This is a genomic window from Moorena sp. (assembly GCF_982860115.1).
In genome coordinates this window covers 1-16,939 of sequence record NZ_CEYLVT010000158.1, presented here as the reverse complement: position 1 = coordinate 16,939, position 16,939 = coordinate 1, and the positions used below count along the sequence as shown (strand labels likewise).

The window sequence follows — 16,939 nt, the reverse complement described above, 5'->3', positions numbered from 1 at the left end:
CCCACTCTACTCCTATTCAAACGCCAAAAATCCTGTGTACCTGATTAGACTCAAAAAAGCTATACTCCCTACTCCCGATTCCCTACTCCCTACTCCCCATTCCATACTCCCCATTCAACATTTCTGGTAAAATCCCATCACACAATTTGCGATCGCTTTCACTCAAGGTGGGATTATGCTTCAAATAGTCGCTGATCCAATAGCACCCCTTCACTAATAAATCCTTTAAATCAGAGGTTAAATCAGAGGTAGCTGTATGACTCCCCCTGGTAACTATCCCCTGCCCAGGTTTTACACCTAGGACTGTACTGTCATTAATCGGTCCGCCAACGGTTTTGATTTCTGTACCATCGATATTCCAGATTTTAGCAGTACCATCTTCACTGACCGATACCAAAGTTTCACCATCAGCCAGGAAACAGGCATTGCACACAGGAGCAAGATGTCCTTTTAGGGTTTTGAATTCCTTACCATCACGAGTCCAAAGTTTTACCGTCCTATCAGCACTAACTGAAGCAATAATTTGACTGTCAGGACTAAAAACAACACCTCTAACTCCTGCTTGATGTCCTTGTAAAGTAGTGATCAGTTTACCATCCAGACTCCAGAGTTTCACTGTTTTATCAGCACTAGCGGAAGCCATCATTTCACCATCCCCACTGAATCTCAAACAGACAATTTTTAGACTATGGGCTGGAATGGTATCGATTAAGCTACCATCGAGATGCCAACGTTTAATGGTTTTATCTTCTCCAGCGGAAGCCAGCATCTGACCATCCTGAGTGAATCTAATGGTAAGAATTTTAGCAAGATGACCGTTAAGAGTATTTAGGAGTACTCCCTTATCCTGTCCATACTTATGATCAATCCCCCACAGCTTAATGATTCTGTCATTACCCGCAGAGGCCAGGATTTTACCATCAGGACTAAAACTTAGACTCCTGATACTCAGACCATGGGCTGGAAAGGTTTGCAGTAAGGCTCCATTAAGATGCCAAATTTTAATAATACCATCCACACTAGCAGTGGCTAATAGTTTTGCCTTAGGACTAAAACTGACACTCCTGACACTAGCTTCATGTCCTGAGAAAGTTCTCAGTAATGTGCCGTCTAGATTCCATAGTTTCACTGTTTTATCTTCACTAGCTGAAACATACTGCTTACCGGTAGAGTTAAAACAAAAGCCGATAAGTTTACCAGTATGGCTTTGCTGAGTATTGAGTCCAATGCCCTTGAGACTCCAAAGTCTGATCGTTTTATCTACACTAGCAGAAGCCAGTAGCCGTCCATCGGGGCTGAAACTTACCCCACACACGGAGCCTTTGTGTCCTCGAAAAGTCTTGAGCTTAATGCCATCAAGGTTATAAAGTCGAATGCGATTATCTTTACTGGCTAGTGCTAATAGTTGACCATCGGGACTAAATCTAACCCGATAGACTGGCAAGCCATAATTATCGATGGAGTTGAGTTCTTTGCCATCTATATTCCAGAGTTTAGCGGTACCGTCCAAACTCCCGGAAGCCAGCATCCGACCATCTGGACTAAAGCAGACACTCAAGACACCCCTTGCATGACGATTGAAAATTTTGGGCCAACTACTGTCTAAATTCCAGAGTTTGATAGTGCCATCTTCACTAGCGATCGCAAGGGATTTACCATCAGGACTAAAACTAATCCCAAAGTTAGCAGGACCAAACCTGATCAGGGTTTTAATCCGAGTACCATTAGGATGCCAGAGCTGGATCGTGCCATCTTTACTAGCAGCAGCAATGGTGTGACCATCGGGACTAAAACTAATGTTGAAAACTTGGTTTTTATGACCTCTGAGAGTTTTCAGTAACTTGCCATCCCGTTGCCAGAGTTTGATGGTGCCATCAGCACTGGCAGAGGCAAACATCTCACCATTGGGACTAAAGTTAATGCTAAACACGTGCTCGTTGTGACCCCGACAGCTTGCCAAGGCTTTCCCATCAATTCCCCAAATCTTGATGGTGCCATCTTCACTAGCAGAAGTAATTAGTTTACCATCAGGACTTAAACAAACACCAAATACTCCCGCATCATGTCCTTCCAAACGATTGCACTCTTGCAAGTTATTGATAATTTCCTGAAGCTGATTCACTTGTTGCTGTTTAATCTCAGGAGTAACCTCTGTGGTGAGTAATCGTTTACCAGCTTTTACACTAGCGACCAATGCTCCTAACTGGTCGTGGGAAGACAGTAGAGCTTGAGATAGAGAACTCAGGGCTTTAATTTCTGCAATTTCTGCTCGTCTTCGTTCCTCTTGTTCTTGATGGAGTGCTTGCTTTAGTTCTTCTTTGGTCAGTTTTAACTCGGCTAGGATTTGAGGCTCTTGTCCTTGGCGAATAAATGATACTAAATAATCATGAACTAACTGATAACGATCAGCGGGGTATTCTGGCACTTCAAAGACTAACCCAGAACCCACTAAGACTTCTAAGACTAAATCTAGTTGCTTCTCTTCTAAGTCCAAATCTTCCGCTAATTCAGCCTTAGTCTTTAGGGGCCGCATCCCGTTTTCATCGGTAAGCAAATACAAAACCAGTTTAGTGATTCGTTCGTTCTCTTCACCACAGTCTTTAATCGCTGTTTCTAGGTATCGTTCAACCAGTTTTTCCTTAGGACCTTTGGCTAGATAATCTGCTAAGGTGGTAATTTTTTCCGTTTGGAGCTGAGCTCCTACCACTTGCAACTCAATGGGGAGCACCTCATTGGTATCTCCTGCTAAATCCTTAACTAAAGCATCGGTTAGGGTTGAATCTAGAGAAAATGCCGTGTGTGCAGTTAAGCTTTGAATAACTGATTGAGCTTCCTTTGGGGAAAAGTTACCGAGATAGTAAAGAATCGTTTTATTTAAAATATTGTTGTTAATGACCTCTAAGTTAAGTAGACGGTTACACTCTAACAAATAATGAAGGTCATCTTCTCGAAGGGATAAAATAATTTTTACATAGGGAATATCCAAACAGCTTCTCATGAATTCATAGAAAACCATTCGTTGTTTTCTGTCTTTGGCAGCGAAGAAAAATTCTTCAAATTGGTCAAAGACTAAAACCACTATGATATTGTCTTCTGTTATTTTCCATAATGTATTGAGAATTGCAGCTGTTGTTTCTAGAGTATTACCCTGATACTTAATCAGGTGTTTTTCGGCCAGAGACTTGGCTAATGCTTTCCCAAATTCGGGAATCCAATCGGTATAAATTTGCTGGAAAACCGTTAACACCTCACGGGAGCCAATCGTTTTTTGTTTCAAGGTGGGAATTAACCCAGCTTGGACAAGGGAACTTTTACCTACTCCTGATTGACCATAAATTACGGTTAGTTTATGGTCACTACGGCCCATACGTTGCATTAAGCGATTGACATCCCCTTGTCTACCAGAGGCCGCAATGGCTGGGGTGACAGAATTGTGGTAGTCTAGATTCGGTAATGCTGGGTTAGTTACCTGTTGTTTCGGCTGCAATCGACCAGCACCAATAAAGGCTCGAAAATTGTACTGCTGCTCAATGGAGCGTCGTTCTTGTTTAACGCGAAAAGCAGTCAAATAGTTACCTTGTTGCCAGTAGCACTGGCGCAATTCTTCTAAAATCCGAATGTAAAGGTCTGGATCGTACTGGGGTTTGGTTCTGGCTTTGGCGGTTTCCAGAGTTGTCACACTGTCTTGGATTTTAGCTTGCTGCTGTTGCTGTTGCGATCGCGCGGCCCCACGATGCGATCGCGCTAGAGACAATAAATACCAACCTTGGTGAAATGAGCGCTCCCAATCACAATCGGTATCGAGTGAGCATGAGGTTGGTGTACAGAATTGTGACAATGCCTGTTCTAAGATTAACAGAGCCTGTTGGGCTAACTGTTGCGCGTTAGTCCAATCAGATTTCCATAAGGCGACTTCTGCTAAAAAGCCATAGGCTCGCGCTAGTCTAAACGGATTACCATAGGTTTGATGGAGAGTCAAGGCTGTGTTAGCAACTGCTTCCAAGTCATCCCAGTGTCCCAGTCGTTGCAGTACCTCTGCCCAAGGATTAATAAACTTGGCAACTAACTCCGGTCGCTCAGCCTGTTCAAAGACTTTAATACATTGCTGATAATACTCTGCGGCATGACCACAAGCGACTTGATGTTCAGCCCGATGTCTCTCAGCATAGGTACGCCACCATAATCCTAAATAGTACAGTAAGCATCCAACCCGCTCTGATGAGGAGGTGAATGTTTGGGGTTTTTCCTGAGTTGCCCTGGCCTCTGGCTCAATCTGCTGCCATTGGGCTAAACTACGCTGATAATGTTCTAGAGACTCTTGTGATGACCCATCAGCGGCACGACCCAAGACAAATTCTAAGCTAGCTTCTAACGGTGGGTCTAATCTGACCTTACGATGGTTTAGCTCATTCTGGGCTGACTTTAACTCGGTGCGGCGAGTCGAACCAATGCCCAAATTCAAGTCATCATTATCTAGAAATCTGCCAGCACCAGAGTTTAATACTTTGCCATAGACCTGATTGACGGTTTGCTCGATAAAATCAATTAACTCATCCGTTGCCATCTCAAAGCCAATGGGAGTAGCAGCCCAACTGGTGAAATCTGGTGCTACTCGCCTCAGCTTGTGCTGGACCTGATCGGTTACCCATAACACCAGGGGGAAGGGGAAGGTTTTGCGAAATTCATCCCGTGCATTATTGGTAGAAACCAATAGCCGATCAATATCCCTGACTAATTCCAAATTGTGAACAATAAGGGCATCGGGTAGTTTTGATGTCAGTTCCGCTTGAACATTGCTATAGAGGTTTGTAGCCGATGAGGCCAAAGCCCTGGAGTGAAACTTAATCTGGTAGTGTTCTGTCAGTTGTTGTGTTAATCGCTGCCGCAATGATTGATAATTACAACGGGCTAAAATCAGAGAAAATTGTCCCTGAGAAAATGCGATCGCCCGTGCTAGCATTCTTAATGATTCATTGTTATTGCCATTGAAATCTTTGGGTTGGAGCGTCATATTTATTGCAACTGTTGTGCTTCTGCCAAAACCGGATTCACGCCCTGACTATCCCCTCTGCTGACCTTGGTAGCCATGGAGCGCGTTCATGGGGGGGGTTTCTACCATGAGTGACTACTGCTAACCCTTAGGGTTCCCTCCCTTGGGTAACTGTTGTGGTTTTCAAGGGTAGGGCGTTCGCGTGGCTTGGCCGAAAGGCCAGTGTATTAAGACAAGGGTTTGATAGGGAGCTTCACCTTTTACTCGTCTTTGCTGCAACACCTGAAACAGTCATTCCCATTCATCATCGGTAACGGTTGGAATCAGAATTTTCCGTTGCTTTGTGATCACCTTTTCCAAACAACTACCTCTAGGAAGTTGGTCTATTATACCACGTTTTTTTGGTTGAAGGTAGGTAGGTTGGTTGAAGGTTGGTTGGTTGGTTGAAGGTTGGTTGGTTGAAGGTTGGTTGGTTGAAGGTTGGTTGGTTGAAGGTTGGTTCAAGGCGTACCCGTGACCTTTTGGCCAAGGTAGTGTGGTGCTTTGGTAGTTTGATTCTGGGTCGGATTACGATATCAGATCATAGCCGTTGCCATGGGATCTGATATCGTAGGCAAGGTTAGAAGAAAATCAGTTGTCACCGCAATAGTTTAGGAGTAAAACCATGGCACTAGTTAACTCGACAATGTTGTCCTTAGGTACCAAAGCACCAGAGTTTCAGTTACCGGATGCAGTGTCTGGCGAGACGATTTCCCTACAGACCTTTGCGGGTAGGCAGGGGTTACTGGTCATGTTTATTTGCCGTCATTGTCCTTTCGTTAAACATATACAGGGAGAATTGGCCAAGCTAGGGAAAGACTATGCCGATGCTAATCTCGGTATGGTGGCGATTAGCGCTAATGATGCGGATAATTACCCGGATGATGCTCCCGATAAACTTAAGGAAATGGCTCAGGCGCTGGGATTTACCTTTCCCTTCTGTCATGATCAAACTCAGGAAACCGCTCAGGCCTATACAGCTGCTTGTACCCCAGATTTTTTTCTATTCGATGCTAACCAAGAGCTAGTTTACAGAGGTCAATTGGATGATAGTCGTCCTAGTAATGGTATACCAGTTACCGGTAAGGATTTACGAGCAGCTATTGATGCAGTGCTAGGGTCGCAACCGGTGAATTCTGAGCAAAAGCCTAGTATTGGTTGCAATATTAAGTGGAAGCCGGGGAATGAACCGGCTTATTTTGGTGTGTGAGATGTTGTTGAATTTAGAATTAAGAATTTAGAATTTAGAATTTAGAATGTATAATTTAGAATTTAGAATTTAGAATTTAGAATTTATAAGAATGTCTAATTTATAAGAATGTCTAATTAAGAATTTAGAATGGAGAATGCAGGGTGTTGCTGAATCAAGGAATGAATAGAAGTAGAGTGGGCATCCTGCCCGCCCGAAAATATATTGAAACTGGCAAGATGCCAGTTCCACGCCTGATGCCCATTCCACAGGTGCGACCCAAGGGCGCGAGGGATTGCTCGCGCCCTTGGAGGCAGGCGCGCACCTACTCTTAAAATCATTCCATTATTAAGCAACGCCGAATGCCGAATTCTAAATGCCGAATTCTAAATGCCGAATTCTAAATGCCGAATTCTAAATGCCGAATTCTAAATTCTAAATGCCGAATTCTAAATTCTAAATTCTAAATTCTAAATTATTAATTCTTAATTATACCAATAGCATTATCATTTGAGACAACCAATATGTCCCTCAGCGAACTTTTACCCAAGGTTAGTAAACTATCTCATCAAGATAAACTTCGACTAATTCACTTTCTCCTCCTTGCAGTTGCTAAAGAAGAAGGATGTAGCCTAGAAGCTGAAGATAGTGATTCTGAAAACGTGCTTCTGAATCAGTTGGCATCAACTGAAGCCGTGATCTGGTCTCCTCAGGCAGATCACGAGGCAGTTCAAGCCTTGTCAGATCTTTTGGTAGCAGCACAGGAAGCAGCCAATGGTTGATGGTCAACGTTTTTAATTTACCAAAGACAGGATTATTCTTCGGGATTGGGAGCAATGGTCTGTGACTTCGGCAGCCACTTTTCTTTAGTTAGTATCCAACGATGTACTGTTTGATTAAAGTTGATCAAGCCTGGTGTGGTTTCATAGGTTTTGACAAGCTCAAACCCAGATTTAGGTAACGTTTTATTGGGAGCTGGATTGAGAGCATAAGGCTCACAAAACAGGTTTTGCAAATGGAATTTAGTAAAATAGCAAGAAATTGATTCGTTAATAAAATATGTGCCATTACCGCTTCTTCGTTTCTCTGGTTGCCAAAGGTGCAAATGCATGAAGGCTTCTTGACCATAGATAATTTTGTTGAGATTAGAATGCCCAACAGGAGTATTGTCTATTTCCCAGATGACGTAGTATAATCTTCTGTGTTCTACTGGCCGTTCAAAATCTTCAAGCACTATTTGACGCCACTTGTCCGAATTTGGAAGTTTACTTGGCTCTACCCCCATTCCCCTAAGAAATTCGTGGTCAGCATTTAGGAAATAGTTGATCATTAAGTCTATATCACTGGCTTCAAATTCTCTAATACTTCGTTTCAAATGTCTCTCCTTTTTATTTGAGATGTAAACATAGGATTGATAAAAAAAGCGATACAGCGATGCATCGCTACTTCCGACTCCCATTAACCCCAAGGGCGGGTTACCTCACCGAATTGAGAACTGCTAAAAGATTAGATATTATATTCCTCTGCCCATTTCTTTAGCTCCTCCAAAAATCTCAGGGCTGTTCGACCAAAATCTGTGATCTCATAGGCTACAGCAATGGGTTTGGTACTGATGACGTTACGGTTGACTAAGCCCGTATCCTCCATTTCTCTAAGCCGCTGGGTCACCATTTTTTTGCTAGCTCCCCCGATCTGACGCGCTAGATCGTTGAATCGCATTGGGCCATCCTTGAGATGCCAAAGAATAGATCCTTTCCATTTGCCACCCAAAATCCGCATTCCACGCTCGATTGGACAGGGGCTGAGACAGGGGTCGGCGTTCTTGCTGCTTTTGCTATCGGTTTTGATCTTGATGTCGCTATCCGTTTCGATGTCGTTCGCATATGCCCCTATGGGCATGGTGCCTTCGCTTAGGGGCGACCTAGGAGCATTGCTATCTGTTTCCATATCCATGAAAGAACTCATTTTTTATACCTGGTTACTAAACGTATACTGGTTGAATATAGTAACTTAAATTTTTACCATGAAGCAATACATGAAGCAATAACTGTATACATTACTTGGTTGGGGGAAAGTAATAGTCATGAAAACCCTGCTTTTGATTTTGGGCAAAGAGACTAAGGAGTTCGCCAAAGGCCGCTACAATCAAGGTCTTTTCGAGATAGCAGTGGAGATATTGAAAGATCAATACAAGCTCCTTACCACTGTTGTGGAAGACGGCTACAACATTTTAGAGGAGATTGGGAAATTCAAGGAAGCTGATGGGGTCATCTTTCAGTACCCAGTGTACTGGTTCATGATGCCGTCAACCCTGAAGCGTTACATAGACGATGTCTACGCCTATGGTGAGTTTTTCGGGCACAGTAATGGCTCATACGGATCCGGTGGCCTGATGAATGGCAAGAAATTTATGCTATCTACTACATGGAATGCCCCCGCCGACGTCTTTAACAATCCGAATAGTTTTTTTGAAGGACGCTCTTTAGAAGAGGTGCTGCTGCCCATGCGTAAGAGTCATGAGTTTTGTGGCTTCGAGGAATTGCCCCATTTCGCCTGCTACAACGTCATCAAAAATCCACAATTTGAGGCTGACCGAGACCGGTACATCCACCACTTAGAGATGGTGTTTCTTGACCCCGCCCATGATTTAGGTGTGGAAGTGGCGGAGCCCTTGTCTGCTCCGTGCTCCAAAGCTCATTAAAACTTACTCTTAGTCAATATCTCATCTAAAGAAAAATCATGACAAAACAAGCTGAGATTCATCTTTACACGGCATCGACTATGAATGGATGGAAGCCGCTGATCTTTCTTGAAGAAGCAGAAGTGGACTATGAGATGACCGATATTGACTTTTCCAAAAAAGAACAGAAATCAGACTGGTACAGATCCCTTAATCCCAATGGGCGCATTCCGACTATCGTTGATCGTGGTAATGACGATTTTGTGGTTTTTGAGTCGGGTGCTATTCTTTGGTATCTAGCTGAGAAGTATCAAAAGTTCCTTCCCGAGGGGGAAAAAGCTCGATCCCAAGCACTTCAGTGGCTGATGTTTCAGATGAGTGGCATTGGACCGATGATGGGTCAGGCGATGTATTTTCAGCGAATTGCAGAACCTCAAGGGCATCGTGATGAATTTGCCATCAAGCGTTATGGGTCAGAATCACGCAGGCTGCTGGAAGTCTTGGATCAGCAGCTTAAGGGGAAAAGTTATATCCTTGGCATTGACTTCACTATTGTAGATATGGCTACTTATCCTTGGGCACGAGCTTATTATTGGGCGAAAGTATCAGTGGATGGGCTGAACAACCTTCAAGGCTGGTTTGACCGTATTGATGCCCGACCTGCAACTCAACGTGCACTAGAGCTCCCGAAACCTTTTCCTGCCTTTTTTGGAAAAGGGGATGTGGCTGCGGCAGAAGCTGCTAATTCTGCACGTTTTCAAAGTGATGTTAAACCATAAGCCATGGATGATGGAAACAAAAATTAACACTCGGGGAAAGAAAAATGTGATAATATTCGGCTTAATCGGTGTTTATAGAAAATTGGGCAAAATTTTTGTTTAGGGTACTTTTTGATCACAAAATATTGGTCAAAAATAAGCAAATATCTTGATCCAATAAAAATCTATATATACATTTGGAGTGTTAATAGTTTACTATTAACACTTTACTATAAGTAGTGACTATATCTTTATTTCTTGGTTAGATAAAGAGAATTATAAAGGGGTCAATTCTGTCAAAATTCTGAATAGTTGGGGAGCATTCAGCTTCGCTCCTCTGCTCCTCTGGTGCTCTACCCCCCTCAGTCTAGATCGAGCAATAGTTAAAGCCCTGCCGATCTTCGGAGGGTAATCGGGGAGCAACTGTTCACAGTCAACGGTTAACACTTAACAGTGAACCAAACTATACAGGTTGCATCTTCATTGGTTAACACTTAACAGTGAACCAAACTATACACGTTACCTCTTCATTAACGTCTTATCAACACGAAAAACCAATGATTCGTTATCGACAAAAGAAAATTAGCATTTTGTTTGGCAGTCTCTTAATCGTTGGGGCATGGTGGTTACCTGTCCAAGCTCAACAGAGCACTAACTCACCCAATCAGAAAGCAGTTACGACTGAAGATCCAACTATTCCGATTGAGGAGCTAGAGCTATTGCTCAAGCCTTTGACTAAGGATGAGCTGGATGGTGAAGCTGAGGGGTGGATGTTCTTGCTTAAAACTAAAGTTAAAGAACTCAGCGATGCGGAAATTGCTGTCAAGCGCAAAAATCGAGAGCTTGAGCAATCTAAGGAAGCTGTTGATGCCCTAGAAGAGGCCAAAAAGGCTCTTGAGGAAGTAACAGACACTAAAGAAAAAATAGAGACTGAGGCATCACCATCAGGTTCTGTTGAAGCTTTAGACGCTGCACAAGAAGCACAGGAAGCTCTCGAAAAAGCTCAGGAGTCAGTAGAAGAAGCGGTAAAAGAAGAAGAAAAGACCCAGCAGGATAAAACCTTGCAAGGGGCGATTGATAAAGCAGTTGAAAGTACTGAAGAGGATAAAAATAAAGCCAAAACCTCAGAGGAGGAAGTTGGTAAGGTTCAAGAGCAGATTGGGACAATTAGCAACAAAGTCGTTACGGATGAACAACAGCAGAAAAAGACTGAACAGGGACTAGACAAAGCTCAAGAAAAGATAGAAGAAGCGGTCGAGGCCAAGACCGAAGTTAAAAAGCAAGTACTGGTCAACATCACCAAACTGCGGGATGAACGGGCTGGTTTGAGCGAACGCTTTGAGGTGGTACTTGAAGAGCTGGAAACTAAAGGTGGTGATGTCGAGTTGTACCAAAAATACGTCAATGCCATCAGTGGGATTAAGGTTGATGTAACTGACACTCAAGGAACTTGGATTACCATTGTTGGCTGGCTCCAGTCTAAAGAAGGAGGTCAGCGCTGGGCGAATAACATTGGCAAATGTATAGGAATCATTGCTGGCTTTAGCATCCTCTCGGTGATATTAAGTACACTCCTCGAGAAATCTTTGGGAATGTTCCCAAATATCTCAGTTATGCTGGGTCAGTTCTTGGTTACTCTAACCCGCCAAGGATTATTTGTGGTGGGTATTCTTGTAGGGATTACTGCCCTAGAGGTCAGTATTGGCCCACTGATCGCTATGATTGGAGCTGCTGGTTTTGTGGTAGCGTTTGCGTTCCAAAGTACCCTCGGTAATTTGGCCAATGGCTTAATGATATTACTCTATAAACCTTTCGATGTGGGGGATATCATTGAAGTAGCTGGAGTAAGAGGAAAGGTTGAGGATGTTAACTTAATTTGCACCACCATCAAGACTTCTCAAAATAAAATTATTATTGTGCCGAACAATTCAGTCTGGGGTAACGTTATCGAGAATGAAACCAGTAGCCCCGTCCGCGCTATGTTTATCACGGTAAGGGTCAGCTACCAAAATAGTATTACTGAAGCGATCCAAGTTCTTAAGGATATTGCTAACTCTCATCCTTTAGTATTGGAAGACCCAGGACCTTGGATTGATACCGGTGAATTGGCTGAATATGCTGTTAACATTTGGTTTATGGCCTATACTAAGAGAGAGGATTATTGGACAGCCTATTGTGACATCAGCCGAATTATAAAAGAAAGATTTGAAGAAGAGGGAATTGTGATCCCACTGCCGAGGCAGGAACTATACATTAGCGAAGCAATGGCGTTGGAAGAGGGCAGTATGGCACAAAGGTTTAAAGGTATGACGTTATCCTAGCTATACCTTTAGGAAACTTGTACAACTGGCACAGAACTTACCGATAGTTTCCAGCAAAGCTTCTAGCATAACCAATAAAGTTAGCAACGGAGAATTTCCAATGCTCAATACTCACTCTGGTAAAAATCCCCTATTGGCTCTGCTACTGCTAGTTCCTGCTGGGAGTATCGGTGTAGCAATGGCACTATATATTGCTCCAGGATCATTAGGGCAGGCAGTATTCTCATGTTGCAAAGTCTGGTTACTAGCACTGCCTCTTGCGTGGTTTTTCTGGGTGGATCGTGGCAAGTTACGCTTATCCTGGCCGAAGCGGCAGGAGTTGTTGACTGGAACTATTTTGGGACTGGTGATGTTTGGCATCATCCTTGGGGCTTATTGGCTTTTCGGTCAGCACTGGATTGATCAGACGGATCTTCGCACTAAAGCCCAAGAAGTCGGCATAACTAGTGCATACATTTATGTACTTGGGGCGATGTATTGGACTTTTATTAATGCCTTCCTGGAAGAGTATATCTGGCGTTGGTTTGTATGGAGCAAGTGCCAGATTCTAATCCCAGGACTTGGGTCAGTATTGCTTTGTGCATTGCTGTTTACCCTCCATCATATTATTGCTTTAACTTTTTATACCCAGGATTGGCTCGTGGTCATACTTGGCTCATTAGGGGTGTTCATGGCTGGAGCAGTATGGTCGTGGTGCTATCTAACCTACCGTTCCATCTGGTCTGGTTATGTTAGTCATATTCTGGCTGATTTAGCGATCGCATTTGTCGGTTGGCAACTCCTATTCGGATAGCTAACTCCTTGAAGTTGACTGTTGAGTGTTGAGTGTTAACTTCAAGGGCTTTCCATTCAGGGCTTAGGTTTCATGTATCGCGTACCAGAGGTACAGGTTTCTTGAATTTCAACGGCATACAATCCTGGTAAACCGGCTTCCTCAAGTCGCTCAAAAACCCACTTAGCGATCGCTTCACTACTAGGATTCTCCAAGCCGGTGGTTTCATTGAGGTAATAATGATCCAAAAAGTTATCCAACAGAGGCTTGAGATAGGTCTTGATATCTCCATAGTCCATTATCATCCCCTGTTTGGAACCCTCCTCAATCAGTTGATTACCTTTGACATATACTCGCCCCACCCAGCTATGGCCATGTAACCGACTACATTTGCCGTCATGATGGGGAAGGCGATGAGCAGCTTCAAACCGAAACTCCTTGTAAATTAACCATTCTTCCATCATTTAGAATTTAGAATTTAGAATTTAGAATTTAGAATTTAGAATTTAGAATTATCTTACACTTCATAGAAAAAACTCTATTGAATTTAACCTAATTAGTTTAACCTAATTATAAGAGGTAATCTAGACAAATACTAGAACAGGGAACAGGGCAAAGGATAAAATAGAGCGGATTATGGTAAAAATTTAGGATAAATTAAGATTGATTTTAATCATTGATTGGTAAATCATAATCAAGTTTTAATACAGCCATAAACGGTTACCAAAGTTGCTGATATCTATGGCTAGTTTAAACATAGCATGAAGTCCGAGAAAAGCGATGCATCCCGACTACCGACTCCCTACTCCCTACTCCCTAATCCCTGTGCTATACCATAAACGAGCGATGCAGCGCCTTCATGCGGGGGTTTCCCCCATGAGCGACTGCATCAAGACAAGGAACCAAGGGGAGTTGATATCACCGATGACTAAGATGCGAATAGAAACCGATAGCATGGGGGAAATCGAAGTTCCTGCTAATCGGTATTGGGGCGCTCAAACTCAGCGATCGCTAAAATATTTCTCGATTGGACAAGACTTTATCCCTGGGGAAGTCATAACAGCCATGGCTATTCTGAAAAAAGCGGCTGCTCTGACTAACTCTGAACTGGGTAAACTACCAGAGGATAAAGCTAAGTTAATCATTGAAGCAGCAACAGAGGTTATCGTTGGCCAGCTAGACGGTAACTTCCCTCTCCGTGTTTGGATGACTGGTAGTGGTACCCAGTGCAACATGAACGTCAACGAGGTGATTGCTAATCGTGCTATTGAACTAGCTGGGGGGGTGATGGGTAGCAAAAAACCCATTCATCCCAATGACCACGTCAATATGTCCCAATCTTCTAATGATACCTTTCCCACAGCTATGCACATCGCGTCAGCGGTAGCCTTTCATGAGCGACTGATGCCCAAGGTAAGGAAAATGCGGGATGCTCTAGAGGAGAAGGCGAAAGCATGGGATAATATAGCAAAAATTGGGCGCACTCACCTTCAAGATGCTGTACCGTTAACCTTGGGTCAAGAGTTTTCCGGTTACGTTGCCCAGCTAGATGCTAATTTAGCACGGATAGACTCTGTGCTTCCTGGCTTATACGAGTTGGCGATTGGTGGAACGGCGGTCGGGACTGGGTTAAATGCTGGCAAGGGGTTTGCTGAAAAGGCTGCTGAGCATATTGCTAAGTTGACCGGCTTGCCCTTTGTGTCTGCTCCTAACAAGTTTGCGGCTCTAGCAGCTCATGATGACATGGTTATGGCTAGCGGTGCCCTGAAAACCCTAGCGTGCTCGTTATTGAAGATTGCTAATGATATCCGTTTCCTAGGGTGTGGACCACGGTGCGGATTTGGAGAACTGAAGCTGCCATCCAATGAGCCAGGGTCTTCGATTATGCCAGGGAAAGTTAATCCGACCCAGTGCGAAGCGATGACTATGGCAGCTACTCAGGTGATGGGCTACGATAGTGCGATCGCATTTGCTGGTGCTCAGGGGCACTTTGAGTTGAATACCTTTAAGCCGATGATTGTGTTCAACTTGCTCCAATCTGTCCATCTACTTGCTGACAGCTGCAATAATTTCACTGACTTCCTGCTGAAGGGACTAGAACCGAATCGAGAGAAAATCCAGTATTTCCTGGAACAGTCCCTGATGCTAGTCACCGCTTTGAGTCCAATCATCGGTTACGACAAAGCCGCAGAAGTGGCCCACCATGCTTCTGAGAAGAACCTTACCCTGAAAGCAGCTTGCCTAGAATTAGGCTATGTTTCTGCTATTGAGTTTGACCAAATTGTTGATCCCTATCGGATGGCCTATCCCTTTGATTAGCTTATTAGGGAGTAGGGAATCGGGAGTAGGGAATCGGGAGTCGGGAATCGGGAGTCGGGAGCGGTGCGACCCGTGGCGAATTTAATTTTTAATGGGTCAAGCGCACCTTTGCCTCTTGCCTCTTGCCTCTTGCCTCTTGCCTTGTAAATGCTATATTGAGCAATTCTAAGAAACCTTTAAGTTTAAACTGATAAGGATAATCTTAGCAATTTTACAATGTTTGATTTTAATATCCTATTTGATTTCTCCCGTAACCATTGTGTAGCCATCTGTGCCATTTTAGTTCCTGCTAATTTGCTGCTGACCTTGCAAACTATCATTTTCACTGTGATTGGTTATCCCCAAGTTCAGGTGCGGAAAGCTGCTTTAGTGGCGTGCATCCCAGCTTTGGTAATGCTATTCCATGTGTATAGTTGGTTGATGATTGGAGTGGTGATGGCTCCCACCTACATTCTGTTTTTTTTAGCAGCTGTCTGCTTAAGTATTAATTTTTGGGCAATTAACTATTATAGTAGATTAGTTTATTCTAGGGAATAGGGAATGGGGAATGGGGAATAGGCAAGAGGCAAGAGGCAATAGGCAATAGGCAATAGGCAACCCACCCCTAACCCCTCCCAGGAGGGGAAGGCAATAGGCAATAGGCAATAGGCAAAAAATCGGTAGTGGTACACAAGTCGTGATTTTAGCTCCCGAAACCTTGACCAGAGTAACGCCTACACCCTACACCCTACTCCCTACACCCTACTCCCGACTCCCGATTCCCTACTCCCCATCTCCTTCATCTTTACCGTTGATTTGTTGGTTACGGTTCGAGCCATTCCATCTTATGGATGCTGTTAAGTCATCATCGATGTGGAAAATAGCTTGTACGGGTCCGTAGCGTTCTTGAATTCCCCCCTGAATCCGTTCAGCAATCAGGGAAATGACTCCTGAGAACTCTGGATGCACGACCAAATGCATTTCAACATACATGAAGCGTCCTACAACACCCCGGCACTGAATTTGATCACAGCGAGTGACACCTCCAACTTGATGGGCTATGTGAGCGATCGCTTCTGGATCAATGGGAGTTTGTTTGACTAGCAGGGGCAATTGCCAGTTGATAACTTTCCAACAATTGTTCCCGGCAAAAAGCACAAGGAAACTACTCAGCAGTGGATCGAGCCATAGGAAACCTCGGGAAACCCCCCAAAGCCCACCGAGTACTAGTATAGTTAAGCCCACATCCTGGAGCATTTGAGCGGCCTGAAACCGTAGGGTAGGACTCCTTACCACTTTAGCTTGGTAAATCATCAGGCAAGACCAACCAAGGCTCATGGCTAACACGGCTCCCAACAGCTGTGCTAAGGGTAAACTGAGCCGGACAGGAATAGTTAAGGTTCCTCCCTGAATCAGGGTTAGTAACTGCTGAGAGGACAGTAGGCACAAATTTCCCCCAGCAAAGCCGAAAAAGGCAATTAGCACAAAGGTAATCACCGTTTCCCGTTTACCATGACCATAGACTGACAGATCTGGCGGATTGTCATAGGTAGTGATCATCAGCAAATTGACAAGGGTATTAAAGCAAATTAATAGGGTGAACAGAGATTCCCCCATCAGACTGAGCGATTGGGTAGCCCAAGCTGCTGACACCTTGACTGATAAAACAAACAAGCTGAGCCAGAGGGTAATGAATAATACCAGACGACTAGTCTGATCGCGGTTTGGTCCTTCGGTCATGGCCTGAAGGTAACAGATGTCGATTACCTTCACATTATCTTGGATTACCCTATTATTTATTGAGGCATCAGGCAATTATGCCATTTTATGGGAGTTCTCAATGGTTTTGGGGAGTTGGGAGTGGGGTGTGGGGTGTGGGGTGTGGGGTGTGG

Annotated in this window: 15 protein-coding genes; 8 read left to right on the top strand and 7 right to left on the bottom strand. The window is 43.9% G+C overall.

The window, feature by feature from the left end; all coding sequences use genetic code 11:
* Positions 1–82: 82 nt before the first annotated feature.
* Positions 83–5,011: a WD40 domain-containing protein gene (locus AC4II3_RS22825; RefSeq protein WP_488015907.1), complete on the bottom strand. Its 4,929-nt coding sequence runs from the start codon at positions 5,009–5,011 to the stop codon at positions 83–85.
* A 270-nt stretch (positions 5,012–5,281) separates the two neighbouring features.
* Positions 5,282–5,494, bottom strand: a complete 213-nt coding sequence (locus AC4II3_RS22820; RefSeq protein WP_488015905.1) for a hypothetical protein — start codon at positions 5,492–5,494, stop codon at positions 5,282–5,284.
* A 160-nt stretch (positions 5,495–5,654) separates the two neighbouring features.
* Here AC4II3_RS22820 and AC4II3_RS22815 point away from each other — a divergent pair, with 160 nt between their 5' ends.
* Positions 5,655–6,239 (top strand): thioredoxin family protein, encoded by a 585-nt coding sequence (locus AC4II3_RS22815; protein ID WP_488015903.1) that lies wholly within the window; start codon positions 5,655–5,657, stop codon positions 6,237–6,239.
* A gap of 503 nt (positions 6,240–6,742) precedes the next feature.
* Positions 6,743–7,000 (top strand): hypothetical protein, encoded by a 258-nt coding sequence (locus tag AC4II3_RS22810; RefSeq protein WP_488014824.1) that lies wholly within the window; start codon positions 6,743–6,745, stop codon positions 6,998–7,000.
* Positions 7,001–7,032: 32 nt separating this feature from the next.
* Here AC4II3_RS22810 and AC4II3_RS22805 read toward each other — a convergent pair whose 3' ends face one another.
* Entirely contained in the window at positions 7,033–7,593 is a 561-nt protein-coding gene (locus tag AC4II3_RS22805; RefSeq protein WP_488014826.1) for a GNAT family N-acetyltransferase, read from the bottom strand.
* Positions 7,594–7,724: 131 nt separating this feature from the next.
* Positions 7,725–8,117, bottom strand: a complete 393-nt coding sequence (locus AC4II3_RS22800; RefSeq protein WP_488014838.1) for a winged helix-turn-helix transcriptional regulator — start codon at positions 8,115–8,117, stop codon at positions 7,725–7,727.
* 184 nt (positions 8,118–8,301) lie between these two features.
* Between AC4II3_RS22800 and AC4II3_RS22795 the strand changes: the two genes are divergently transcribed.
* The 4 genes from AC4II3_RS22795 (at position 8,302) to AC4II3_RS22780 (ending at position 12,770) form a co-directional block, all read left to right on the top strand.
* Positions 8,302–8,919 (top strand): NAD(P)H-dependent oxidoreductase, encoded by a 618-nt coding sequence (locus AC4II3_RS22795; RefSeq protein ID WP_488014828.1) that lies wholly within the window; start codon positions 8,302–8,304, stop codon positions 8,917–8,919.
* Positions 8,920–8,957: 38 nt separating this feature from the next.
* Positions 8,958–9,677 (top strand): glutathione S-transferase family protein, encoded by a 720-nt coding sequence (locus tag AC4II3_RS22790; RefSeq protein ID WP_488014830.1) that lies wholly within the window; start codon positions 8,958–8,960, stop codon positions 9,675–9,677.
* A gap of 479 nt (positions 9,678–10,156) precedes the next feature.
* Positions 10,157–11,977, top strand: coding sequence for a mechanosensitive ion channel family protein (locus AC4II3_RS22785; RefSeq protein ID WP_488014832.1), 1,821 nt, complete (start codon positions 10,157–10,159; stop codon positions 11,975–11,977).
* Positions 11,978–12,077: 100 nt separating this feature from the next.
* The gene (locus AC4II3_RS22780) at positions 12,078–12,770 is read left to right on the top strand and encodes a CPBP family intramembrane glutamic endopeptidase (RefSeq protein ID WP_488014834.1); all 693 of its coding nucleotides are present in this window, start codon (positions 12,078–12,080) and stop codon (positions 12,768–12,770) included.
* 56 nt (positions 12,771–12,826) lie between these two features.
* Here AC4II3_RS22780 and queD read toward each other — a convergent pair whose 3' ends face one another.
* Entirely contained in the window at positions 12,827–13,210 is a 384-nt protein-coding gene (gene queD / locus AC4II3_RS22775) for a 6-carboxytetrahydropterin synthase QueD (RefSeq protein ID WP_287313965.1), read from the bottom strand.
* A 463-nt stretch (positions 13,211–13,673) separates the two neighbouring features.
* On the opposite strand from queD, the gene fumC reads away from it, so the two are divergent.
* Both fumC and AC4II3_RS22765 read left to right on the top strand, forming a co-directional pair.
* A complete protein-coding gene (gene fumC, locus AC4II3_RS22770) occupies positions 13,674–15,068 on the top strand; it encodes a class II fumarate hydratase (protein WP_488014840.1) in 1,395 nt (464 codons plus the stop codon).
* Between the two features lie 216 nt (positions 15,069–15,284).
* Positions 15,285–15,605: a hypothetical protein gene (locus AC4II3_RS22765; RefSeq protein WP_488014836.1), complete on the top strand. Its 321-nt coding sequence runs from the start codon at positions 15,285–15,287 to the stop codon at positions 15,603–15,605.
* Here the strand turns inward: AC4II3_RS22765 and AC4II3_RS22760 are convergent.
* Together AC4II3_RS22760 and AC4II3_RS22755 are read right to left on the bottom strand one after the other, a co-directional pair.
* On the bottom strand, positions 15,590–15,739 hold the full coding sequence (locus tag AC4II3_RS22760; protein ID WP_488029679.1) for a hypothetical protein: 150 nt from the start codon (positions 15,737–15,739) through the stop codon (positions 15,590–15,592). The two genes, AC4II3_RS22765 and AC4II3_RS22760, sit on opposite strands and share 16 nt — an antisense overlap.
* A 91-nt stretch (positions 15,740–15,830) precedes the next feature.
* Positions 15,831–16,787 (bottom strand): cation diffusion facilitator family transporter, encoded by a 957-nt coding sequence (locus AC4II3_RS22755; RefSeq protein WP_488016517.1) that lies wholly within the window; start codon positions 16,785–16,787, stop codon positions 15,831–15,833.
* Positions 16,788–16,939: the final 152 nt, after the last annotated feature.